This window comes from Amycolatopsis alba DSM 44262 (assembly GCF_000384215.1).
Taxonomy (GTDB): domain Bacteria; phylum Actinomycetota; class Actinomycetes; order Mycobacteriales; family Pseudonocardiaceae; genus Amycolatopsis; species Amycolatopsis alba.
Genome location: NZ_KB913032.1, coordinates 4196698 through 4219253 on the forward strand (window position 1 = coordinate 4196698; position 22556 = coordinate 4219253).

General features: G+C 68.6%; 24 protein-coding genes and 3 tRNA genes. 16 read left to right on the forward strand and 11 right to left on the reverse strand.

Annotated elements, in window-relative coordinates:
- The first annotated feature begins 28 nt into the window (after positions 1-28).
- The 8 genes from AMYAL_RS0119975 (at position 29) to AMYAL_RS0120010 (ending at position 5002) form a co-directional block, all read left to right on the forward strand.
- Positions 29-101, forward strand: a tRNA-Glu gene (locus tag AMYAL_RS0119975).
- 28 nt (positions 102-129) lie between these two features.
- Positions 130-203 (forward strand) — tRNA-Asp (locus tag AMYAL_RS0119980).
- A gap of 31 nt (positions 204-234) precedes the next feature.
- Positions 235-308, forward strand: a tRNA-Phe gene (locus tag AMYAL_RS0119985).
- A gap of 200 nt (positions 309-508) precedes the next feature.
- A complete protein-coding gene (locus tag AMYAL_RS0119990) occupies positions 509-1741 on the forward strand; it encodes an efflux RND transporter periplasmic adaptor subunit (protein ID WP_026467260.1) in 1233 nt (410 codons plus the stop codon).
- Positions 1738-2442: an ABC transporter ATP-binding protein gene (locus AMYAL_RS0119995; protein WP_020633073.1), complete on the forward strand. Its 705-nt coding sequence runs from the start codon at positions 1738-1740 to the stop codon at positions 2440-2442. The genes AMYAL_RS0119990 and AMYAL_RS0119995 overlap by 4 nt, the downstream gene beginning before the upstream one ends.
- Positions 2439-3641 (forward strand): ABC transporter permease, encoded by a 1203-nt coding sequence (locus AMYAL_RS0120000; protein ID WP_020633074.1) that lies wholly within the window; start codon positions 2439-2441, stop codon positions 3639-3641. The genes AMYAL_RS0119995 and AMYAL_RS0120000 overlap by 4 nt, the downstream gene beginning before the upstream one ends.
- Positions 3642-3649: 8 nt before the next feature.
- On the forward strand, positions 3650-4141 hold the full coding sequence (locus AMYAL_RS0120005) for a hypothetical protein (protein WP_020633075.1): 492 nt from the start codon (positions 3650-3652) through the stop codon (positions 4139-4141).
- Between the two features lie 39 nt (positions 4142-4180).
- Positions 4181-5002 carry an arylamine N-acetyltransferase family protein gene (locus AMYAL_RS0120010; protein ID WP_020633076.1) on the forward strand — a complete coding sequence of 274 codons (822 nt, stop codon included), beginning with the start codon at positions 4181-4183 and terminating at the stop codon, positions 5000-5002.
- A gap of 4 nt (positions 5003-5006) precedes the next feature.
- Here the strand turns inward: AMYAL_RS0120010 and AMYAL_RS0120015 are convergent, their stop codons facing one another.
- The gene (locus AMYAL_RS0120015) at positions 5007-5306 is read right to left on the reverse strand and encodes a GNAT family N-acetyltransferase (RefSeq protein ID WP_020633077.1); all 300 of its coding nucleotides are present in this window, start codon (positions 5304-5306) and stop codon (positions 5007-5009) included.
- Entirely contained in the window at positions 5303-8080 is a 2778-nt protein-coding gene (locus tag AMYAL_RS0120020; RefSeq protein WP_020633078.1) for a sensor domain-containing protein, read from the reverse strand. Before AMYAL_RS0120020 ends, AMYAL_RS0120015 begins: the two co-directional genes overlap by 4 nt.
- 246 nt (positions 8081-8326) lie before the next feature.
- Here AMYAL_RS0120020 and AMYAL_RS0120025 point away from each other — a divergent pair, with 246 nt between their 5' ends.
- From AMYAL_RS0120025 to AMYAL_RS0120035, 3 genes are all read left to right on the forward strand, one after another.
- A complete protein-coding gene (locus AMYAL_RS0120025; RefSeq protein WP_020633079.1) occupies positions 8327-8848 on the forward strand; it encodes a hypothetical protein in 522 nt (173 codons plus the stop codon).
- Between the two features lie 128 nt (positions 8849-8976).
- Complete coding sequence (locus AMYAL_RS0120030) at positions 8977-10191, forward strand: NAD(P)/FAD-dependent oxidoreductase (RefSeq protein WP_020633080.1); 1215 nt, start codon at positions 8977-8979, stop codon at positions 10189-10191.
- Between the two features lie 32 nt (positions 10192-10223).
- Positions 10224-10943: a Clp protease N-terminal domain-containing protein gene (locus AMYAL_RS0120035; RefSeq protein WP_020633081.1), complete on the forward strand. Its 720-nt coding sequence runs from the start codon at positions 10224-10226 to the stop codon at positions 10941-10943.
- 114 nt (positions 10944-11057) lie between these two features.
- Here AMYAL_RS0120035 and gndA read toward each other — a convergent pair whose 3' ends face one another.
- Positions 11058-12497: an NADP-dependent phosphogluconate dehydrogenase gene (gndA, locus tag AMYAL_RS0120040; RefSeq protein ID WP_020633082.1), complete on the reverse strand. Its 1440-nt coding sequence runs from the start codon at positions 12495-12497 to the stop codon at positions 11058-11060.
- Positions 12498-12711: 214 nt separating this feature from the next.
- Positions 12712-13086: a winged helix-turn-helix transcriptional regulator gene (locus AMYAL_RS0120045; protein WP_020633083.1), complete on the reverse strand. Its 375-nt coding sequence runs from the start codon at positions 13084-13086 to the stop codon at positions 12712-12714.
- Positions 13087-13134: 48 nt separating this feature from the next.
- Between AMYAL_RS0120045 and AMYAL_RS0120050 the strand changes: the two genes are divergently transcribed.
- Positions 13135-14061, forward strand: coding sequence for an NADP-dependent oxidoreductase (locus tag AMYAL_RS0120050; RefSeq protein ID WP_020633084.1), 927 nt, complete (start codon positions 13135-13137; stop codon positions 14059-14061).
- 5 nt (positions 14062-14066) lie between these two features.
- On the opposite strand, the gene AMYAL_RS0120055 is transcribed toward AMYAL_RS0120050, so the two are convergent.
- A complete protein-coding gene (locus tag AMYAL_RS0120055) occupies positions 14067-14975 on the reverse strand; it encodes an MBL fold metallo-hydrolase (RefSeq protein ID WP_026467261.1) in 909 nt (302 codons plus the stop codon).
- A gap of 220 nt (positions 14976-15195) precedes the next feature.
- Here AMYAL_RS0120055 and AMYAL_RS0120060 point away from each other — a divergent pair, with 220 nt between their 5' ends.
- From AMYAL_RS0120060 to AMYAL_RS0120070, 3 genes are read left to right on the forward strand one after another with little or no spacing between them, the layout of a single operon-like run.
- The gene (locus tag AMYAL_RS0120060) at positions 15196-16053 is read left to right on the forward strand and encodes a helix-turn-helix domain-containing protein (protein ID WP_005163455.1); all 858 of its coding nucleotides are present in this window, start codon (positions 15196-15198) and stop codon (positions 16051-16053) included.
- Positions 16054-16087: 34 nt separating this feature from the next.
- A complete protein-coding gene (locus tag AMYAL_RS0120065; RefSeq protein WP_026467262.1) occupies positions 16088-16903 on the forward strand; it encodes an SAM-dependent methyltransferase in 816 nt (271 codons plus the stop codon).
- Positions 16904-16918: 15 nt separating this feature from the next.
- Positions 16919-17776, forward strand: a complete 858-nt coding sequence (locus tag AMYAL_RS0120070) for an SAM-dependent methyltransferase (RefSeq protein ID WP_020633087.1) — start codon at positions 16919-16921, stop codon at positions 17774-17776.
- A gap of 4 nt (positions 17777-17780) precedes the next feature.
- Here AMYAL_RS0120070 and AMYAL_RS0120075 read toward each other — a convergent pair whose 3' ends face one another.
- Both AMYAL_RS0120075 and AMYAL_RS0120080 read right to left on the reverse strand, forming a co-directional pair.
- The gene (locus AMYAL_RS0120075; protein ID WP_026467263.1) at positions 17781-18047 is read right to left on the reverse strand and encodes a hypothetical protein; all 267 of its coding nucleotides are present in this window, start codon (positions 18045-18047) and stop codon (positions 17781-17783) included.
- Positions 18048-18052: 5 nt separating this feature from the next.
- Entirely contained in the window at positions 18053-18325 is a 273-nt protein-coding gene (locus AMYAL_RS0120080) for a hypothetical protein (RefSeq protein ID WP_020633089.1), read from the reverse strand.
- Positions 18326-18674: 349 nt separating this feature from the next.
- On the opposite strand from AMYAL_RS0120080, the gene AMYAL_RS0120085 reads away from it, so the two are divergent.
- Positions 18675-18929, forward strand: coding sequence for a DUF397 domain-containing protein (locus tag AMYAL_RS0120085; protein ID WP_020633090.1), 255 nt, complete (start codon positions 18675-18677; stop codon positions 18927-18929).
- Positions 18930-18987: 58 nt separating this feature from the next.
- Here the strand turns inward: AMYAL_RS0120085 and AMYAL_RS0120090 are convergent, their stop codons facing one another.
- The 4 genes from AMYAL_RS0120090 to AMYAL_RS0120105 are packed head-to-tail and all read right to left on the reverse strand — an operon-like array spanning position 18988 to position 22539.
- On the reverse strand, positions 18988-19536 hold the full coding sequence (locus tag AMYAL_RS0120090; RefSeq protein WP_026467264.1) for a hypothetical protein: 549 nt from the start codon (positions 19534-19536) through the stop codon (positions 18988-18990).
- On the reverse strand, positions 19529-20662 hold the full coding sequence (locus AMYAL_RS0120095; RefSeq protein WP_020633092.1) for a hypothetical protein: 1134 nt from the start codon (positions 20660-20662) through the stop codon (positions 19529-19531). The genes AMYAL_RS0120090 and AMYAL_RS0120095 overlap by 8 nt, the downstream gene beginning before the upstream one ends.
- An 18-nt stretch (positions 20663-20680) precedes the next feature.
- The gene (locus AMYAL_RS0120100) at positions 20681-21082 is read right to left on the reverse strand and encodes a FixH family protein (protein WP_020633093.1); all 402 of its coding nucleotides are present in this window, start codon (positions 21080-21082) and stop codon (positions 20681-20683) included.
- Between the two features lie 8 nt (positions 21083-21090).
- Positions 21091-22539, reverse strand: coding sequence for a hypothetical protein (locus tag AMYAL_RS0120105; protein WP_026467266.1), 1449 nt, complete (start codon positions 22537-22539; stop codon positions 21091-21093).
- Positions 22540-22556: the final 17 nt, after the last annotated feature.

Here is a 22556-nt window from a genome sequence, read left to right on the forward strand (position 1 = left end):
GTCGGACGGTTCGCCGAAACCGAACCGGGCTCCCATCGTCCAGCGGCCTAGGACTCCGCCCTTTCAAGGCGGCAACGCGGGTTCGAATCCCGTTGGGAGTACGTAGTACAGTTACAAAGCAGTATGCAAGGCCCTGTGGCGCAGTTGGTTAGCGCGTCGCCCTGTCACGGCGAAGGTCGCGGGTTCGAGTCCCGTCAGGGTCGCAAGATCGTTCGGCTCCTTGCCGGCGTTCCCGGCCAGGTAGCTCAGTTGGTACGAGCGTCCGCCTGAAAAGCGGAAGGTCGCCGGTTCGACCCCGGCCCTGGCCACCGCTCTTGAAACCGTCTTGACCCAGGTCAAGGCGGTTTTTTCATGCCCGTGGAAGACCGGGCCCGTGAACCTCGTAGTGAGCGTCCTCATACTGGATCCGAGGGCGACGACCATCCTCTGAAGCCTCGCCCCGTGGATACACAGCGGGCTCACAGGCAATCAACAGGTCATTGCCAAGCAACGGCAGCAGGGTCATCGCATGACGCGAGCTCGCCCTTCCAAGGCCTGGGTGCTCAACGGTGTCCTGATCGTGCTGCTGGCCGGAGCAGGTTTCGGGATATATCAGGCATTCACTCCCGGACAGAACACCGCGCAGGCCCAGACCCGCAGTACGCCGGTCCGCCGGGCCACGGTCACCGAGACCGTTTCCGCCGCCGGGACGCTCGCCAGCGGGTACACCGGCACCGCGAACTTCGCCACGGCCGGCAAGGTCGCGTCGATCGACGTGAAGGTCGGCGACGTCGTGTCGGTCGGACAGCGGCTCGCGACCATCGACAAGGCGCAGGCCGCGAAGGCGCTTCAGGTCGCGAAGGCGAACCTCGCGGTCGCGCGGGACAACCTCGACACCGCCGAGACGGCGGATGCCGTGCCCGCGACAGGCCAGAACACGACCCAGAACGCGCAGAACACCGTGACCTCGGCGCAGGCCAAGGTGGACCAGGCCGAGCTCGACGTCCAGAACGCCCAGACCGCGCTCGACAACACCACGCTCGAAGCGCCCGGCGCGGGAACGGTCACCGCGATCAGCGGCACCGTCGGACAGCAGTCGTCCAGCGGGTCCTCCTCCTCGAACTCGCAGCCGTCCACTCAGAGCGGGAATTCCAACGCCGCGACGTCGTCTTCGGCAGGCAGCAGCGGGTTCATCACCATCACGAACATGACCGACCTGGTCGTCGACACCTCGATCGCGGAGATCGACGTCAGCAAGGTCAAGGCGGGCCAGAAGGCGACGGTGACGCTGAACTCGTCGCCCGACAAGCCGGTCCAGGCGACCGTCTCCAGCGTCGACCTGACGCCGACGACGAGCGGCAGCGTCGTCTCCTACAAGACGAAACTGGCGCTGACCAACCCGCCGGAGGGCCTGCGACCCGGCCAATCCGCGAGCGTCGTGGTCACCGTCGCCGAAGCGCAGAACGCGCTGAGCGTCCCCGCCGCCGCGGTGCGGACCACGGGCGGCACGAACGTCGTCACCGTGCAGGAGAACGGCCAGGACGTCCAGCGCCAGGTACAGGTCGGGATCCGCGGCGAGTCGACGGTGCAGATCACGTCGGGGCTCACCGAAGGGGAGAACGTCGTGCTGACCGCGACGGCCGCCACCGGCACCGGACGCACGGGCGGGACGGGCGGCTTCCCCGGCGGCGGGACCGGCTGGATCCCCGGCGGTGGCCAGCGCGGCACCGGTCCCGGAGGCGGATTCGGCGGTCGGGGATGACCCCGGTGATCGCGGTCTCCGGGCTGCGCAAGACCTACGGCGAAGGGGAAACCGCCGTGCACGCGTTGCGCGGCGTCGATCTGGCCATCCTGCCCGGTGAGTACGTCGCGATCATGGGCGCGTCCGGTTCGGGCAAGTCGACGCTGCTGAACATGCTGGGCTGCCTGGACGTGCCGACTTCGGGGGAGTACCTGCTCGACGGTTTCGGCGTCAGCGAACTCAACGAGCGTCAGCTGGCGTTGCTGCGCAACCGCAAGATCGGCTTCGTCTTCCAGTCCTTCAACCTGGTTCCCCGCACCTCCGCTGTGTCCAATGTGGAGCTTCCTTTGGTCTACAGTGGACTCCGCAGGTCGATGCGGCGTGAACGCGCGCTCGCCGCGCTGGAGATGGTCGGGCTTTCCGACCGCGCCAAGCATCTGCCGAGCGAGCTGTCCGGCGGTCAGATCCAGCGGGTGGCGGTGGCGCGGGCGCTGGTCACCGGGCCGGCGATGCTGCTGGCCGACGAGCCGACCGGGAACCTCGACCGGCGCAGTACCGCGGACGTCCTCGGGGTCTTCGATCGGCTGAACCGGCTCGGCCGCACCATCGTGGTGATCACGCACGAAGACGAGGTCGCCGCGCACGCCCGCCGGGTGGTCCGCGTCGACGACGGGCTGATCGTCTCCGACGAGACGACCCGCGCCGTGGGGGTGGCATCGTGAACTTCCTGGAGATCCTGCGGTTCGCGATCCGCGGTCTCACCGCGAACAAGCTGCGTTCGGCGCTCACGACGCTCGGCATCACCATCGGCGTCGCGGCGGTGATCCTGCTCGTCGCGGTGGGGAACGGCGCTTCGGCCGCCATCGCGGCGAGCATCCAGGGGCTCGGCACCAACGTCGTCAACGTCTCCCCCGTGCGCGGCGGCGGCCAGAGCGCGAAGGCGCGGCCGCTGACGGTGCAGGACGCGCACGCGCTCGTCGACCCGGTCGGCGCGCCGGACGTCAAGGCGGCGTCTCCGGTGGTCACGACGACGGCCACCGCGACCCGCGGCCAGACGTCCTACGACATCCCGAGTGTGGTGGGCACCGAACCCGCGTACTTCACCACCACCAACAAAGAGATCGCCGACGGCGCGCCGTTCACCGCCGAGGACGTCACGGCCGCGCGGAAGGTGGTCGTCCTCGGCGCGACGACGGCCCAGTCGATCTTCGGCACGGCCGAGCCGGTCGGCGGGAACGTGCTGCTCAACGGTATCCAGTTCACCGTCGCCGGGGTGCTGAAGGCCCAAGGGAGCACCGGACCGCAGAACGCCGACGACGTCGCGATCGCGCCGATCTCGGCGGTCCAGAACTCCTTGGCGGGCTACGGAAGTCTGAACCAGATCGCCGTGCAGGCGACCGGCGCGGATTCCGTTTCCCTCGCCCAGGCCGAAATCACCGCGATCCTCGACGCGCGGCACGGGATCCGCGCCGGTGGCACCGCCGACTACCAGATCCAGAACTCCGAACAGCTGCTCGCGACGCGCACTTCGGCCACCGAGACGTTCACCGTGCTGCTCGCCGCCGTCGCGGCGATCTCCCTGCTGGTCGGCGGGATCGGCGTCACCAACATCATGCTGGTGACGGTGACCGAGCGGATCCGCGAGATCGGCATCCGCAAGGCCGTCGGGGCACCGCGTTCGGCCATCCTCGGCCAGTTCCTCGCCGAGGCGACCATGCTCAGCCTGTTCGGCGGGCTGCTCGGCGTCGCGATCGGGCTGATCGGCAGCCGGTTCACGATCTCCGGGATCCAGCCGGTCGTGGTGCCGTCCTCGATCTTCCTCGCCTTCGCGGTTTCCGCCCTGATCGGGCTGTTCTTCGGGGTCTTCCCAGCGAACCGGGCCGCGAAGCTGCGGCCGATCGACGCGTTGCGTCATGAATAGGAGTCTCGATGTCGTCCACTGAACCGACCGCGGAGGAGATCGTCGCCGGTCCGGCGGTGACCGGTGATCTCCACGGCGAGATGCGCCGCGCCGCCCGGCCGTTCTCCCGGACGACGCAGGTGCTGGCCGGTCTGGTCGTGCTGGCTGCCGTGTTCGCCGGCGGCGCCTGGACGCACGCGGCGTTCGGCTCGGCCTCGACCCCGGCGCCCGCCCGTCAGGCCGCGGCACCGGGTGGGCAAGGACAGGCGGGTGCCCCTCGCGGCGCGGCGGGCCGCGGCACCACGGGCACGGTCGACCGTGTCGACGGGACGAAGGTCTACGTCAAGAACGCGCAGGGTGGTGAGGTCACGGTGTCCACGACGGACGACACGACGGTCGGCGTCACGCAGGCGGGCAAGCTCGCGGACCTGAAGCCGGGCTCGACGGTCGTCGTCCAGGGACAGGCGGGTGACGACGGGACGGTGGCTGCGCGGTCGATCACCCAGGAGGCGGGCCGCTGATCTTGACCTCGATCTAGGTCGAGGTGTCAGGCTGGGAGTATGACACTCGCACCTGAGAAGGTCGACGAATGGACCGTCGACACCCTCGACCTCGACGCGTACCTCCACCGGATCGGCCAGGACCGCGCGAAGCCTTCCGCCGCCGCGCTGCGTGAGCTGGCGAAGGCGCACATCCTGGCTGTTCCGTTCGAGAACGTCGACGTGGTTTTGGGACAGCACAAGGGGATCGCCCTCGAAGACGTGATCGGCAAGCTCGTACACCGTCATCGCGGCGGCTACTGCTACGAGCACGGAAGCCTCTTCGCCGCGGCCGCCGAACAGCTCGGCTACCCCGTGCGCCGCCTGGTCGCGCGGGTGCAGCCGCAGAAGAACGGCCCGTACACGCACATGACGCTCGCCATCGAGGCCGACGGCGTCCAGCACCTGGTCGACGTCGGTTTCGGGGCCGGGATGCTGGTGCCGATGCCGCTGGTCGACGGTGCCGTGGTGGACCAGGCGGGCTGGCCGCACCGGCTCGTCGCGGACGGCGACCGGTGGCGCCTGCAGAAAAAGGAAGGCGAGGACTGGACCGACCTGCACGCCTTCACACTCACGCCGATGCACCGGATCGACTACGAGGTCTATCACCACTACACGTCGACGCATCCGCGTTCGCCGTTCACCGGCCAGCTGGTGATCATGCGCCTGGAAGAAGGGCGCAGCCGCAAACTGGTCGGCACCGAGTTCATCGTCGAGCGTCCGGACGGGACGACGGAGACCACGCAGATCCCGGCCGGGCGGCTCGACGCGACCCTGCGCGAGCTGGACGTCGTCCTCACCGAGGACGAACTCGCGAAACTGCTGACGATTTACCCTGGCTGAGGGCTCAAAGTTCGAACTCGGCGCGCTTGTCCTCGGGAACGAGATCCACGTACTCACGGTGTTTCGCGATGTACGAGCGCACGTACGGGCAGTAGGGCAGGACGGACTTGCCCTGCGAACGGACATCGTCGAGCGCGGCGGTGACGAGCTTGCCCGCCAGGCCCTGGCCCGCGAAGTCGTCCGAGATCTCGGTGTGCAGGAACAGGATCGCGTCCGGCCGCGTGCGGGTTTCCAGGAGCCCGGCGGGTTTCCCGTCCACGACGATGTCGTAGCGGTCTGTTCCCGAGGTGATCTCGACACTCATTCGACGGCTCCGAAAAGTTGGTCCGGCGGCGCGGGGCGGCCCAGGTGGAAGCCCTGCGCCTGGTCACAGCGCAGCTCACGCAGGACGGTGAGCTGGTCTTCGTCTTCGACACCTTCGGCGACGACGATCAGGTCGACGGCGTGCGCCATCGCGATGATGCTCTTGACGATCGCGGCCGCGTCGCGTGATTCCGCGATGCCGGTGACGAAGGTGCGGTCGATCTTGAGCGTGTCCAGCGGAAGCCGTTGCAGCTGCGCGAGCGACGAATAGCCGGTGCCGAAGTCGTCGATCGCCAGCGAGACACCGAGATCGCGCAACGAGGTCAGGACTTCGGCGGCCGCGGCCTGATCCCGCATCAGCGCGCTCTCGGTGACCTCCAGGGTCAGCGCGTGCGGCGGGAGCCCGGTCGTCTGCAACGCGTCCTGCACCCCGGCCACCAGCTGCGGGTCGTCCAGCTGGCGGGCCGACAGGTTGACCTTGAGATTCAGGTCGATACCGAGCTGTTCACGCCGCTTGGCGATCTCACGGGTGGTCGTGCGCAGGACGTACTTGCCGATCAGGTTGATCAGGTCGCTTTCCTCGGCCAGCGGGATGAACTCGGCGGGCGAGATCGTGCCGTGCGCCGGATGTTTCCAGCGCAGCAACGCCTCCACGGCGACCATCTCGCCGGATTCGATGTCCACGACCGGCTGGTAGGCGGACCAGAGTTCCTCGTTCTGCAGGGCGTCGCGCAGGTCCTGCTCCATGCGAAGCCGCCGCTGCATCCGCTCGCGCAGCTCGACGTCGAAGAACTCGTAGCGCGCGCGGCCGAGCGTTTTCGCCTGGTACATCGCGACATCCGCGTCCCGCAGCAGGTCCTCGGCGGTCCGGGTGTCGTCGTTGGCCGCGGTGACGATGCCGATGCTGGCGTCGATGTGCAGCTGCCTGCCGTTGACCGTGATCGGTTCGGTCAGCGCCTCGCGCAGCTGCTCGGCCAGCGTCTTGATCTCGTCCGGTTCGGTGATCTCCGCGGTGACGACGACGAATTCGTCGCCGCCGAGCCTGCCGACGAGGTCGTTCTCGCCGATTCCCTGGCGCAGCCGTTCGCCGGCGATGCGCAGCACCTTGTCACCGACGGAATGCCCGAGCGAATCGTTGATCACCTTGAACTTGTCGAGATCGATGAACAGCAGCGTGGTCAGTTCCGCGCGGCCCGCGCCGGACAGCGCCTCCGCGAGACTGTCCAGTACCAGCGTCCGGTTCGCGAGTTCGGTGAGCGGATCGTGCGTCGCCTCGTGGGCGAGGCGTTCGCCGATGGCGCGCCGTTCGGTGATGTCGGTGAACGAGGTGACCACCGCCATGGCCGAAGGATCTTCCGGCGTCAGCAGCCGCGAGGTCAGCGAGATCCAGACGTCGCCGCCGTCGGGCCTGCGCAGCCGCAGCACGAGACCGGTCTGCGTGACGCGGGTGCGCCTGGTCACCACCGACGGCATCCGGGCAGGCGGGAGGCGGCCTTGTTCGTCGTACAGCTCCAGCGTCACGCACGGGATGCCGATGAGGTCGTCGTGGTCGACGCCGAAGATCCGGCACGCCGCCGGGTTGGCCGATTCGATGAGGCCGCCGGGGCCGATCACGACCACACCTTCGTCGAGTGACGCGACCACGGTGCTGTAGTGCCGTTCGGCTCGCCGCCGGGCCGTTTCGTCGGCGCAGACCAGGACGAAGCCGTCGTTCATCTCCGCGGCCGAGATGCGGATGGCCAGGGTCGAGCCGTTGCGATGGCGGTGGGTCGTCCGCAGGACGCCGCCCCTGCGCAGCACGGTTTCCGGGTCGAGCGCGGCGCCGACGAGGTCACTCACCGTGCCACCGATCGCCTCGCCTGCCGTCCAGCCGTAGACGTTCTCCGCGGCGGGATTCCAGCTGGTCACCATGCCGGTGCCGTCGGTCGCGATGATCGCGTCGCTGACGTGGCTGATCAGCGCGGCCTGGTAGCGCAGCGTCGCTTCGGCGGCCTTCTGCGCGCTGATGTCGCGCATGATGACCTGGAACGCGGGCCTGCCTTCCCAGGTCGTCCGCACCGAGATGCTCTGGACCAGGTATTTCGTGCCGTCGAGGCGGAGCATGACGGTGTCGGTGGGATCGGTCGACGCGCCCTGGCGGTGCAGCGACGCGATCCTGTCCAGGAGGGCCGGGAGCGATTCGTCGGCGACGAAGTCCATGATCGGCCGCCCGATCAGCTCGGCGGTCGACGACGCTCCGAGCGCGGTGACGGCGGCCCGGTTCACGTACGTGACGACGCCTGCTTCGTGGACACAGACCGCGTCGGGACTCAGCTCCACCAAGAGCCTGTAACGGTCAGTGAGATCCTCGAGGGCTTGCCGGTTCTCGCGGACGTCGGTCACGTCGGTGGCGATCCCGAGCAGTCCCGACGAGCCGTTGTCGTCACCGATGGTGCGGGCGCGCAGGCGGACCCAGCGGATCTCGCTCGCCGGGTTCCGGAACGACTGCTCGAGTTCGAATTCGAGCCAAGGCGGGGAAGTGCGGGTGCCGGAGGTCAGCGGGGCCACCAGTTCGGCGAGCCGGGACTCGATCTCGGCTTCGGTGAGGGCGGCTCCACCCAGCAGGTTCTCGAGTCCGGGCAGCCAGGACAGCGTCTCGCTCTCGAAGTCGTACGACCAGATGGCGGCGTGATCGCCGGCGAGGCCGAGATCGCCGACCGGCTCGTTCCCGAGCGGTGTGCCTGTCGGACGACCGGAATTTCCGGCTCCAGGCACGGCGAGGGCGTCAGCCTCCATGATCCGTCCGAACCCCCTCTTCCGGTGCTGGCACCGTCGATTACACCACCCGCGGAGGGCGCTGTATACGCGAACCGAAGGTGGGTCACCGCAGATATGCGCGAAAGCATATGAATACACGCTGTGTGATCGGCATGCGCTAACGTGTTCCATCGGGTGAATAATTTTTGGCCAACTTCACCCATTCGGCGGTGAGTTGCGGTAAAACTACTGTTCGCTCGTTCCCGGTGCGAAAGGTCTCAACTGGTGGATGACGACGACGTTTCGGTCGCCGACCTGCTCATTCGCGAGGGCTGGGATGACCACGAGGAGTCACGGGCAAAGTCACGCTGGAGAGTTATCGCGGTGGTGATCGCCGTGGTCGTCGCCTGTGGCGCGGCGGGTGTTCTGGTCGGGTTCGACTCGGATCCCGAGCAGAATGCGCAGCCGAACAACATGAGCGTCATCGAGATGCCGAAGCGGCCTTCGGAGAACAGGGGAGCGGACGCGACCTCGGCGGTCCCGTCCACCGAGACGGTCGAAACCGGTGAGGGCGGGACTTCGTCACGGCCCAGCAGGACGACGTCGAGCCGCCGCACGTCGAGCTCGGCCGCGTCGACGTCCGATTCCCCGGAACACACCACGCCGACGTCGTCGAAAGAGCCCGCCGACCCGCCGCGCACGACCGGGTCCACGGTCGTTCCGCAGCCGCCCAACCCGACTCCGCCGCCGCCCTCCACGACACCCGCCGAAGAATGCAACCTGTGGCCGAAGTGGCTGTGGTGTTGAGGCGCCTGCGCGCCCCGATCGTCTGCACGAGTTCGACGTTCTGAACGAAAGCCTGTCGGTGGCGAGATCGGTGTGCCCAGGGCCGGAGCTGTGTTGAATGGACTCCGGGCACAACGGAAGGAGCGCCGATGGAGACCGTCCTCGTCGTAGGGGCCGGGCAGAGCGGGTTCGGGGTCGCGACCTCGCTGCGGGACAAGGGGTTCGACGGGCGGGTGGTGCTCATCGGCGACGAACCGGGGCTGCCGTATCAACGTCCCCCGTTGTCGAAGGGCTATCTCGCCGGGACCGCGGGTGACGCTCAGTTGCGTCTGCGGCCCGAGGACTTCTTCGCGGAGAAGAGCATCGAGCTGATCCCCGGCAGCGTCGCGTCGGTGGACCGCGACGGCGCGAAGGTGGTGCTTGAGGACGGGAGTGCCCACGAGTACGACCATCTCGTGCTGGCGACGGGATCGGTCAACCGGGTGCTGCCGGTTCCAGGGTCCACTTTGGACGGTGTGTTCACCTTGCGCACCAAGGACGAAGCCGACGTCCTGCGTGCCGCACTGGAAAGCGCGGAAAACGTGGTCGTGGTCGGGGGCGGCTTCATCGGGCTGGAGTTCGCCGCGCACGCCGGGCGGCCGGTGACGATCGTCGAGGCGCAGGACAGGCTGATGGCCCGCGTCGCGACCCCAGAGGTCTCGGCGTACTTCGCCGCTCTGCACGAGGGAGCCGGGCACACGATCCTGCTCGGCAAAGGTGTCGCCGCGCTGCGCGGCGAGGGCCGGGTGACCGAGGTCGAACTGAGCGACGGCAGTCTGCTGCCCGCTGACCTGGTGCTGGTCGGGGTCGGTGTGGAGCCGAGGACGCGGCTCGCCGAGGAGGCCGGGCTCGCCGTGGCGAACGGTGTCGTCGTCGACGAACACCTGCGCACGAGCGATCCGAAGATCTCGGCGGTCGGGGACTGCGCGAACTTCCCGTGTGTCCAGGCGGGGACGGCGACGCGGCTCGAATCGGTGCAGAACGCCGTCGACCAGGCGCGGGCGGCGGCCGCCGTCATCGTCGGCGAACCCGCGCCCTACGACAGCCTGCCGTGGTTCTGGACCGATCAGCTCGGCGCGAAACTGCAGATCGCCGGGATCCTGACCGGGGCGGAGAAGACCGTCGTGACCGGGGACCGGGAGAGCGGGAAGTTCTCGGTGCTGTCGTTCCGGGACGGGGTGCTCGCCGGGGTCGAGTCGGTGAACCGGCCGCCGGACCACATCGCCGCACGGCGGCTGTTCGGTGCGGATCCGGCGCCGCGGTTCGAGACGCTGGAGGCGCACGACTTCGATCTCAAGGCGACCTTCGCGTCAACCCGTGGTTGACGATTGAAGATCGTCAACCTAGAGTTGACGGCATGACTTCTCCAGTTCGTCTCGACGACCTCATCTCCCACATCAAGCAGCAGCATCCCGACGGCGACGTGCTCGGACAGCTGTCCGACGCGGTCTTCCTCGGCGAGCACCTCGGCGAAGTGGCCGATCACCTGATCGGCCACTTCGTCGACCAGGCGCGGCGCTCCGGCGCCTCCTGGACCGAAATCGGCAAGAACATGGGGGTGTCCAAACAGGCCGCCCAGAAACGCTTTGTCGAATCCAGCGGCTCTTCACTCGAAGACCTGGTGAAGGTGTTCAGCCGCTACACCGACCGCGCGCGGCATGTCGTCGTCGCTTCGCGGGACGCGGCCGTCGAGGCGAAGAGCCCGCAGATCGAGCCCGTGCACCTGATCCTCGGCCTGCTCGCCGAACCCGCCGCGCTCGCCGCCGGGGCGATCGTGGCGCAGAAGGTGACCCTTGACGCCGTCCGTGAGGCCGCTGTGGCGAAGCTGCCGGAACCCGCCGAAGACCCGGCGGAGGCGGCGAAGATGGCCTTCGGGGCGCAGGCCAAGAAGGCGCTGGAGCTGACGATGCGGGAGTCGCTGCGGCTCGGGCACAACTACATCGGCACCGAGCACATCCTGCTGGCCCTGTTCGAACTCGGCGACGATTTGCTCACCGAGCTCGGGCTCACGAAGGACGCGACCGAGGCGGTGATCCTGCGGGCGCTGGCGGAGATCGTCGCGGCGCGCGGGGAATGACCAGGATCGCGCTCACTGTCCTGGTGTTCGTCGCCCTCGTCCTCCTTGCCGCCTGTACATGAAGGCCTCCTTCCTTGCGCCTGGGTACATAAAGGGGGCCTTCATGTACCTCGGTCAGGCGGAGGACTCGGGACGGCCGTCGGCCGCCCAAGCGGTGTGGAACGAACCCTCGCGGTCGACCCGGCGGTACGTGTGGGCACCGAAGAAGTCCCGCTGTCCCTGTACCAGCGCGGCGGGGAGCCGCTCCGCGCGCAGACCGTCGTAGTAGGCCAGCGCGGTCGAGAAGCCAGGGGTCGGGATGCCGAGCCGCACCGCCGTGGAGATCACCGAACGCCAGGAGTCCTGGGCGTCCTCGACGGCCTTGCGGAAGCCGCCGGAGGTCAAGAGCGTCGGCAGGCCGGGCTCGTCGGCGTACGCGGCTGTGATGTCGTTCAGGAACTTCGCGCGGATGATGCAGCCACCGCGCCAGATGGACGCGACCTTGCCGAGGTCGATGTCCCAGCCGTATTCGGCACCGCCCGCCTGGATCTGGTTGAAGCCCTGGGCGTACGCCACCACCTTCGACGCGTACAGCGCCTGCTCGACGTCGTCCGCGAAGGTGTCCAGAGCGGACCCCGTGAGCGGAGCGCGCGAAGGACCGCCGAGGCCGCGGGAGGCCTCACGCAGGTTCGACGAACCGGACAGCGAACGCGCGAAGACGGCCTCGGCGATCCCGCTGATCGGCACGCCGAGGTCCAGTCCGATTTGGACGGTCCAGCGGCCGGTGCCCTTCTGCTCCGCCTGGTCCGCCACGATGTCGACGAACGGCTTGCCGGAAGCGGCGTCGGTGTGGGCCAGCACCTGCGAGGTGATCTCGATCAGGTACGAGTCCAGCCGTCCGGAGTTCCAGTTCTGGAAGATGCCGGCGATCTCGGCGGGGGAGTAGCCGCCCGCACCGCGCAGCAGGTCGAACGATTCGGCGATCAGCTGCATGTCGGCGTACTCGATGCCGTTGTGCACCATCTTCACGAAATGCCCGGCGCCGTCCGCGCCCACGTGCGTGCAGCACGGTTCGCCGTCGACCTTCGCCGAGATGTCCTCGAACAGTGGCCCGAGCGACTGGTACGACTCCTTCGACCCACCCGGCATGATGCTCGGCCCGTGCAGCGCGCCCTCTTCGCCGCCGGACACACCGGTGCCGACGAAGTGGATGCCCTGCTCCCGCAGCGCGGCCTCGCGGCGACGGGTGTCCGCGAAATGCGCGTTGCCCGCGTCGACGATCACATCGCCCTTCTCCAGCAGCGGGGCGAACTCGTCGATCACGGCGTCCGTCGGCGCACCGGCCTTGACCATGATCACGACCTGGCGCGGCCGCTCCAGCGCGTCGACGAACGCCTGCGCCGAATACGCCGGGATGAAGTCGCCTTCGTCGCCGAACTGGTCGACCAGTTCCTTCGTCCGCTGCTCGGAGCGGTTGTGCAGGGCCACCGTGTGCCCGTGCCTCGCCAGGTTCCTGGCCAGGTTGCGGCCCATGACCGCCAGGCCGGTGACCCCGATGCTCGCCTTCTTGCTCATCCGCACCCTTCCGCTTCGATTCCCGTGCCGAGCCTATCCCCGTTGAGGGATACGGCGCCGGGGTGAGAAGGGATCAACCGGGAGTTGTCCACAACCTGGCCTGCCTGTGGACAACTCGGCACGACCACCCCTGCCCGACAGGGGGTGCCAGTACGCTGGGTTCGGGGCCGTCCCCCAGGGATGGGTGGGGGGCTGGGTTCGGGACTGAGGGTTTTCAGCCGGGGTCGGCGAGCTGTTCCGGAGCGGCGTCGAGTGCGTCGAGCACCGCGTCGCCGTTCGCCCTTGCCCACTCGGTCAGCGAGCGGATCGGGTCGATCAGCGTCGCCCCGAGTGGCGTGAGCTCGTACTCGACGCGGGGCGGAGCCTCGGCGTAGGACTGGCGGCGGACGAGTCCGTGCGCTTCGAGCCGCCGGAGCGTCTGGGTGAGCACCTTGCGGGAGACGCCGCCGATCAGCGCGGCCAGTTCGCCATGGCGCACCGGTCCCTTGCTCAGCCCGGCGAGCACGACCACCGTCCACTTGTCGGCGATCAGCTCGACCGCCAGCCGCGCCGGACAGTCGGCGAGGAAAAGCTCACCGGAACCGCTCACAGCGCCAAAGGTACCTGCCGGTTCCTATCGGATACCTAGCTTGAAGTCATGCGAATCATCACCCAGCAGACGCTCGGCGGCCCCGAGGTGCTCACCGTCGTGGACGCGCCCGAGCCCCGACCCCTGCCCACCGAAGTTCTCGTCCGCGTCAAGGCGATCGGGCTCAACCCGCTGGAAGCGCGCCTGCGTGCCGGTGAGTTCCCGTTGCTCGGACAGCCGCCGTTCGTTCTCGGCTGGGACGTCAGCGGCGTGGTCGAGGAGGCCAGGACGTGGCGGTTCAGGCCCGGCGACGAGGTGTTCGGGATGCCGCTGTTCCCGCGGGCGGCGAACGCGTACGCCGAGGTCGTGGCGGCCCCGGCGGTGCACCTGGTGCGCAAACCGGCGTCGCTCTCGCACGTCGAGGCGGCGGCGCTGCCGATCGCCGGGCTGACGGCGTGGCAGGGCCTCGTCGACCTCGGCGGCGTGACCGAGGGCGACCGCGTCCTGATCCACGGCGGCGGTGGCGGGGTCGGCCACGTCGCGATCCAAATCGCGAAGGCGCTCGGCGCGTACGTCATCACGACCGCAGGCGAGAGGAAACGGGAGTTCGTCGAGAAGCTCGGCGCCGACGAGGTGATCGACTACACGGCGGTCGACTTCGCCGAGGCGGTTCGCGACATCGACGTCGTACTCGACACGATCGGCGGCGACACCGCCGAGCGCTCGCTCGCGGTGCTCCGCCCTGGCGGTCACCTGGTGACGGCGGTCGCCGACGAGGACGCGGAGCTCGCCGCCAGTTACGAGGCGGCCGGTAAGCGCTTCAGCGGCATCGGGGTCGACCCCGACCCGGTCGCCCTGCGAGGTCTCGCCGACCTGGCCGAGCAGGGCAGGCTCCGCGTCCAAGTGCAGGAGACGTTCCCGTTCGAGCGCGTCGCCGACGCGCACCGGCTACTCGACGACGGCCACCTCCGGGGCAAGCTCGTCCTCACCGTCTGAGCGCGTCAGGAGAAGCAGCGGATCGGGGCGCCGTTGAAGGTGACCATGTCCGCCATCGCGGCCCCCAGATCGATCGGCGCGCCCCAGTCGAGACCGTCCAGTTCGGCGTAGGCCCGGTGCAGGTTCGCGGGCAGTCGTTCCTGTTCGGACAGTGCCTCGTAAGGCCCGAGATCCGCTTCGCGAGCGGCCTGGAGGGGCGTCAGGCCCGCGGCCTTCCCGTGCGCGGCGAGTTTCTGCAGGAAACCCAGGTAACCGTCGACGACGTCGATCGCCTCGGGCCCGCACACCGGGCCGTGGCCGGGCACGATCGTCTCCGGGTCCAGCTCGCGGACCAGGTCCAGGGCCTTTCGCCAGCCGGCGGGCGAGCCCATCAGCGCGAACGGGCTGCCGCCGTTGAAGATCAGGTCGCCGACGAACAGCACCCGCCGCTCCGGCAGCCAGACCAGCACGTCGTTGGTGGTGTGCGCGGCGTGCCCTGGGTGGATCAGCTCCAGCCGGACTTCGCCCGCGTGCACGGTCAGCCGGTCGTCGAACACCACTTCGGGCGGCCGCAGCTCCAGATGGCCCCAGTCGCTCCCGGTGAACGAGTTCCCGTAGGTGTTGATCCCGGTCGCGACCATCGCCTCGCGGGTCTTCCGGTGCCCGACGATCGTCGCCCCGGCCGCCAGGTAGTTGCCGTTCGTGTGATCACCGTGGTGATGCGTGTTGACCACGGTGGTCACCGGCGCCCCGCCGGTCGCCGCCGCCGTCTCCAGCAGGGCACGCGTGCGCCGTTCGGTGGAGCAGGTGTCGATGACCACGGTGTGCTCGCCCGCGGCGACGAAGCCGCAGTTGTTGATCCACCACGAGCCGTCGGGTTGCACGTACCCGAACACGTCGTCGGAGACTTGCCGGGCGAAGGGGGATTGGTCCACCTGGTCACTATGCCCGCTGAACGTGCCCGAAATGTGACGAGATCGTTCCGCCACCAGGGTGACGTACCAGGTGACTGGTGTTTTCGGCCGTTTCCTGGAACGCTGCGCAATGTCATCATCGAACCCCGCAAGGTGAAGTACCCTGGGTGGGTTCGAGTATTCGCGCGCAGGACGGCGGGAAGCCGCGGTCCTGGCTATGTGGTCCGGGAGAGCAAGGCTGATGGCCAGCACCGTCACCTCGCGCCGGAAGCAGCTCGGGAACGAGCTCCGGCATGCCCGCAACGCCGCGCGGATGACACAGCAGCAGGTCGCCGAGGTTCTCGGTTGCACCCAGGGCAAGGTCAACAAGATCGAGTCCGGTGCCGTCGGGGTCAAGCTCGGGGATGTGCGATCGATGCTGAACGCGTTCGGGATCAACGGCGACGAGGCCGACACGCTGATGAACCTGGCCCGCGCCGCGGCCGGGCAGCGCGGCCACTGGTCCGGCTACCGATCAGTGGTGCCGCATTGGTTCCGCACCTTCACCGACCTCGAACCCGCGGCCGCGGAGATCCTCACCTGGCACGGCGAGCGCATCCCCGGCCCGTTGCAGTCCGAGCACTACATGCTCAAGCAGTTCACCGAAGCCGGCGCCACAGACGTCACTTCGCTGGTCCGCAACCGGCTGGACCGCAAGGCCGTCTTCGAGCAACAGCAGCCGCCCTACTACCGGTTCATCATCAGCGAAGGCGCTCTGCGCCGCGCTCCCGGCGGTTCCGCCCCGGCCGTGATGCTGGACCAGGTCGAACATCTGCTGGCGCTGGACAAGCATCCGCGCGTGTATGTGCACGTGTTGCCGTTCGGCGCCCGGCTCGCCGCGGTGCCCAACGACTTCACCATCATGCGTTTTCCCGATCGCACCAGGGATTTCGTCTACATCGAGCATTCCGCGGGCGGGTTGTACCTCGACGACGTCAAGGACTTCAACATTTTCGTCGACTCCTGGGACCGGCTGCGCGGCGCCGCGCTGGAACGCCAGGAGACCCGGCAGTTCCTCAAGGAACTCGCCGAGCTGTACCGCAATCAGATGCAATCCTGAAGAACGACGGCGTCCCTTCGGTAGGGTCATGGACGTGGACCCGCAGTTCCTGCCAGAGGGTGTCGATCTCGAGCGGCCCAACGCCGCGCGGATCTACGATTGGGCGCTCGGCGGAACCGCGAACTGGGCGGTGGACAGGGAATTCGGCGAGCAGCTGGTCAAGGCCTTCCCGCTCATCCGCTCCCTCGCCAGGGCCAACCGGGCCTTCCTCGGTCGCGCGGTGCGGCACTGCGTCGAGCACGGCGTCAACCAGTTCCTCGACCTCGGCTCCGGCGTGCCGACCGTCGGCAACGTCCACGAGATCGCCGGAGAGATCGACGACGACAGCCGCTGCGTGTACGTCGACAACGAACCGGTCGCCGTCGCGCACGCCAGGATCCTGCTGGAGAGAGGCGGGGACCCCGCCCGGCATGCGGTGATCGGCGGCGACCTGCGCGACGCGGACGACATCTGGGAGCGCGCCTTCGACACCGGCGTGCTCGACCCGGCCAAACCGGTGGCCCTGCTCACCGTCGCGGTCCTGCATTTCGTGCCGGGCCCCGAACTCGCCGCCACCATCGCGCGGTACCGGAGGCTGCTGTCCGCGGGCTCGTTCTACGTTCTTTCCCACGTCACGATGTCCGGCGTGGAAGGCGACGAGCTGGAGCAGATCAAACGTGTCGTGAAGCAGTACGAGCAGTCGAGCACACCGGCGTCCTTTCGCGACAAGGCGGAACTCCTGGGTTTCTTCGGGGATTTCGACCTCGTGGCACCGGGTCTGGTCCCGGTCGGCGCGTGGCGGCTGGACGACCCCCGCTCACCTGCGCTTAACTGCGCCATCGGCGGGGTCGCCCGCAAACCCGGTTTCTGACGAGGTGTGACGGCAATGACGACGCAGCAGGACCCCAGAGACCCTGAAGCGCCCGAGGGCGTCGATCTCGAACGACCCAACGTGGCCAGGGTGTACGACTGGTTCCTCGGCGGCTCCGCCAACTGGGCCATCGACCGCGAGTTCGGCTCGCAGGTGCTCAAGCAGTTCCCCGAGGTCAAGACGTTCGCCAGGGTCGGGCGCGACTTCCTCGCCCGCGGCGTGGGATATCTGGCCCGCCAGGGGATCACCCAGTTCCTCGACATCGGCTCCGGGGTGCCCACCGTCGGCAACGTCCACCAGATCGCGAGCGCCGTCAACCCGGACAGCCGGGTCGTCTACGTCGACATCGAGCCGGTCGCCGTCGCGCATTCGCAGTTGCTGCTGGAACGGGAAGGCCTGCTCGGGCGGCACGCGGTCCTGCAGGGTGACGTGCGGGATCCCGCCGACATCTGGAAGCGTGCCCTCGAAACCGGGGTGCTCGACCCCCGGCAGCCGATCGGGCTGTGCCTCGTCGGCCTGCTGTACTTCCTCGGCCCGGACGAACCCGTCCACGAGATCGTCCAGCGCTACCTCGACTTCTTGCCGCCGGGCTCGTATTTCCTGTCCTCGCATCTGACCGAGGACGGCGTCACCCGCAAGGAAGGCGACAACCGGGAGAACGTCCAGGAGCTCTACAAGAAGACCAGCGCGCCGTTCCATCTGCGGTCCCGCGCGGAGTTCACCGCGTTCTTCGACGGACTGGAGCTGGTGGAGCCGGGTATCGACTGGATGGCCACCTGGCATCTCGACGAAGCGACTTCCCGCGCGAGCGACCGGTTCGCCGACGATCCGACGTTTACCGGCGGGCTCGGCGGCTTGGGCCGCAAGCCCTGACTGCTCAGGCCCGGCCGGTCAGGTTCCCGATCAAGGGTGTCAGCTCGAAGTGACCTTCGAGCGGCCGTCCGGTCCTGATCAGGTCCCGGTTCATGCCGAGGCGGACGGGGAAATCGACTTCGGAGTTCCACGGTGGCTGCTTGCGCAACGGGGCCTGGATGAGGCTGAACCCGAACCGCTGACGCAGTTCGAGCCCGATGTTGCGGCGCTTCGCCGAGGCCTGGCGTTCGTCCTCACGGCGGAACAGCAACGTGGTGAGGCGGACGGCCATGACGGTCACGCCCCCCGGCTCGGCCGCGGCAACCGCGTCTGGTCGGCCGAACCGGCCAGACCGAGACAACGCTCACACGGCATCCCCGAACCGACGGGGATCCATTCCAGATGGTCGTAAGGCATCGCCGCGCCACAACGGGCATGCAGGAACTCGGGCTGTGAACCCCCGGAATGCAGGTCGAAAAGGTGCGCTGAGCGGCGGCTTTCGCCTGCCGTCCCGGCCATGAGCCTGCCGACGGCGAGTACCGTCGCAGGCATCGTGTCCTGAATGATCACGCTGATCCTCCCCCACGAGGTCGGCGGTGGGTGGTCACGCGCCCAGGGCCGTGCCCCGCCGGTCACCTGCCGTCGATGACCTGCCGGAACGGCGAAACTCCCTGCTGAACAACCCCTCGATGACGCTGTCGCCGAGGTTCTCGCATACTGCGGGCGAATCACCAACAACCGAGCCCCGGCCGCTGCGATTAATCCTACTCCTGGAATAATCTTCATGTCGAGAGTGGGCAGAGTTGATCACCCACTTGGCCGTGCGGGATAGTCCCGTTGAGCCAGGGAGAAGCTGGGGCCGTGACGGTTCGCGCAGGTCGCGACCCGCACCCCCGACCGACGTTCGGAGGTACGACCAATGGCCGATTATCCATCGGCGGCGGATTACGATCCGACCACGGCCGTGTCGCTGTTCGACGACTCCGCGTGGGAGAAGTCCTTCGCGAGCGAGCCCAACGGGGGCAACTGCGTCGAGGTCAACCTCGGCAAAGAAGGCCTGGTGGGAGTCCGTGACACCAAACTCGCCGAGAGTCCCGTCTTCGTCTTCGATGCCGGTGAGTGGAACGCCTTCCTCACCGCGGTCAAGGCAGGGCAGTTCGATTTGAGCCCATGACGGAAGGCTCGCGCGTCCCGTAGGACACGCGAGCCATCCGATCTTCGGTCACTTCGAGTCACCCCGTCGCCGGGACTCCGTCCCCTCGCAGCCTGGCTTTCGTGCGCCGCCAGGCGATGGTGATCAGGACGGCGAGGACGATCAGCGGGATCAGGCTGATCGACCAGCTCACCGCCATCGGCGGCCCCGGTTGTTCGAGCACCGCCAGATCGCGGAGTTCCCCCGTGCCCTTGCCCGCGGGCCCGTCCAGCGCGAACCGGAACGTCCACGAGCCCTGCGTCTGCAGCGCCCGGATGTCCAGTCCCCACACCTCGAGCTTCCGAGGATGCTTCGCCAGCGGCTGGGCACGGCTCTGTCGCCCGGATTCCGGATCGACGAACGCGAGCGTTCCCGACTTCCCCGCGATCCCGTCGTCCGGGATGAACGTGAAGTCCAGCGATTGCATGGCACGCAACGGCCACGTGCTGAACCCGACCGTCATCCCGTACGGGCCGACCTGCACCCGCTCGGTGTGGACGATGTTCACCGGTTCGTAGGCGTTCGCCGCGGGGGTGGTCGCGAACAGCAACCCGATCGCCGCCGCCAAGGCCAGCAATGTCTTACGCATGCGCGTTGTCCTCCTTCGCCGGGGCCAGCAGCCGCAGCATCCCGCCGAACCGCCACCCGGCGAACCCGCCGAGCAGCCCGAACACCGCGCCTGCGACCGCCGTCCCGGCCACGACCGGCCAATCGACGTGCTTGGCCCCGTAGACGAGCATGTTCTGGAGCGGCATGCTCGCGCCGATCAGAAATCCGCCGATCCCGCCTGCCGGCACCGAAACCCGGCCGGTGGAGAGGCCACGCCGCGAAAGCAGGTAGACCGCTTCGAGCACGACCGCGATCGGCAGCAACGCCATCGGCATCATCGCGGGCATCTGGGGTACACCGTCGATGTAGTCCCGCATCGGCAGGCCGACGGCGCTCGCGTACGCCTCCGCCGCCCACGGCGAGAACCACCAGGTGATCGCCTGGATGACCGCCAGCGAGGCGGCGACCCGGACCGCGCCGCCGGGCCGCCGCCAGAATCCGGCGCCCGCCGAGACCAGCAGCACCGAAAGCAGCGCGATCCCCACGGAGATGACGTCGACCAGATCGACGTCGATCTGCTGCAGCCCCAGCACGGTGACCGTGCTGAACGCGATCAGCACACCGAGGCTGCCGACCACGCCGAGCGTGCCCCAGCGGTGTTCCCGCGCGGCCGCGAACACCATGACCGTGCCGATGATGCTCAGCGTGATCGACAGCAGCAGCCCGATGTGCGGCGGCGAGTCGATCACCGCGTCGAAGCCGTACAGGCCGTGCCACCACTGGTCCCACAGGCCGTACAGCAGGAACATCGCCGCGCCGGTCCCGGCCACCAGGTAGCCGGCCGGTGCGGCGAAGAGCCTGCCGAAGACGTTGATCGCGCGGCCGCCGACCCGCGCGTCGACGTCGCGGCCCGCCCGGCGCGCGGCCGTGGTCATCAGCACGACCACCAGGCTCGCGAGCCCCGAGATCGCGCTGCCCGAATACAGGAACAGATGCGGCAGCGTGAAGAACGTGTCCGGGCCGACGTCGCCGTGCCACTGGATGTCCCAGGTCAGCCCGATCAGCGAGATCACCGATCCGGCCAGCACCGTTCCCGCCGGCACGAGACCGGTGCGTTCACTTCGTGGCACCGAGGCGACCCTCGCCCCACCCGCGGTGAGATCCATACCCGCGACCTCCCTCTCTTACTTGACCAGCAAAGGAAAAACGTGCTGCGTGGCGCCGGACGGCCCGCGCAGTGAAACGGTGATCTCCCATTGCCCCGGCATCGGCAGCAGGACGTCGCCGGTGCGGAACCGGCCCGGTGCCTCCGCGATCGCGGGCGACGGCGCGAGCGCGTGCCCCATCTGCGGCATCACCGGTTCGACGGTGACGACTTCCGGCACGGCGCCGGTGACGGTCAGGGCGAAGACATTGCCGCCCTTATGCGGATCCACGACCGAAAGCTGCACGGTGTACGGGCCCTGCGTCGAGCGCTGGACCTGCTCCCCGCCGCCGCTCGGCCACACCAGCCAGGCCACGATCGCCGCCACCAGCACGGCGACCACGGAGATGAGCAGGACCGGTTTGCGTCTCTGAGTGTCCATTGTGGAACTCACTGTGGTGCCCCTCCCGGTGGGACTTCGATCTGCATGGGCACGGTCAGCACCGTGTAGTCGCGTTCGGCCTGCAGCCAGATCCGGTACTTGCCGGGTGCGGCGAAGGTGTAGGTGAACGGGACGTCGGGGCCGTACGCGGCGACGGTCTCGTCGGGCTTTCCCGGCATACCGGGCGATTGCGGGATCATCGAGTGCACGTGGGCCCAGGTCGGCGCGGCAGCGGCATCCGCGCCGACCCGGTTGTCGCCGGTTATCGGGCCGACGACGATCAGGTGGCCGAGCATGCCCAGCCAGGGTTGGAGATCCGCTTTGCCGAACCGCGCGGTGATGGTGGTCGGCGCCCCCGGCTTGACCTCGACGTCGACCGGGTTCCCGTCGACGACCTTCCGGCCCGCCCCCGACGGCACGGGTTCGGCGGGGGAGTCGGTGCCCGCCGCGACAGCCATCGTGGCGCGGACCAGTTGCACCCCGCCGCCTCGCCGGGCGACTTCCGCGGCGACAGCGTAGGTCCCGGCCTCGGGTGGCGTGAACTTCACGCGGTAGTCGCCGGGGCCGACCCGCACCGGATGCAGATGCCAGAGCCTGCCCGTCGGCGAGATGACGACGAGATGCACCAAGGCGTTGTCGTGCACCAAAAGGTCGTCGACGGCGCGGCCGGTCGAGCCGTCCGCGAAGGCGAGCCGGACCTCGCTGAGGCTGCCCGATCGCGCGTTCGGCGACCGTACGGCCAGGTTCACCGGCGGCCGCGAGAAGTCCACCGTGGACATCTGCGCGTTCGCGTACGGGTCTTGGACGTTGTCGATCGTCGGGTCCAGCGCCGCGCCCGGCGCGGGCGGGGCCGGTGTGGACGCCGAGAGCATCGCGCCGGTGACCGCGACCGCGAGCGCGGCGACCATGCCGCCGGCGGGGATCAGCGCGAGCAGCGGCCGCCGGACGCGCATCGCGACGACGAGCCCGATCACCAGGAAGACGCCCGCGCCGACGAAACCGCCGAAGGTGGCTTTCTCCCACGGGGGAATGATCCTGGCCGGAACGAGGAACGGGATCGACGCGCTGTCGGTCCCGTCGTCCAGCCCGAGTTCCCACGGCCCCGGCTGGTCGACCTTCAGCAGCGCCGGATGGGCGCCGGGTCTTCCGTTCAGCTGGACCGTGGTCTCGGAAAACGTCTTCCCGGCTGTCGACGCGCGCAGCTTCAGGGTTCCCGGCGCGCTTCCGGTGTGCGTGACGACGTCGACGTGCAGCGGTCCGGGTGCGATGTCCATCCGCCGCAGCACGATCGTGAGGTCACGGGTGCCGAGCGTCTGCGCGACCTGGACGTCCGCTCCGCTCGAAACGCCGTCCGCCTGGGCCGTGCCGCCCCACAGCAAGGACGCCAGCGCGCAGAGCACGAGCACGCGGGCCATGACCGACGGCGTCGCGCGCCGCCCCCTCGGTGAATTCCCCATCCCGCCTGAAGTTAATG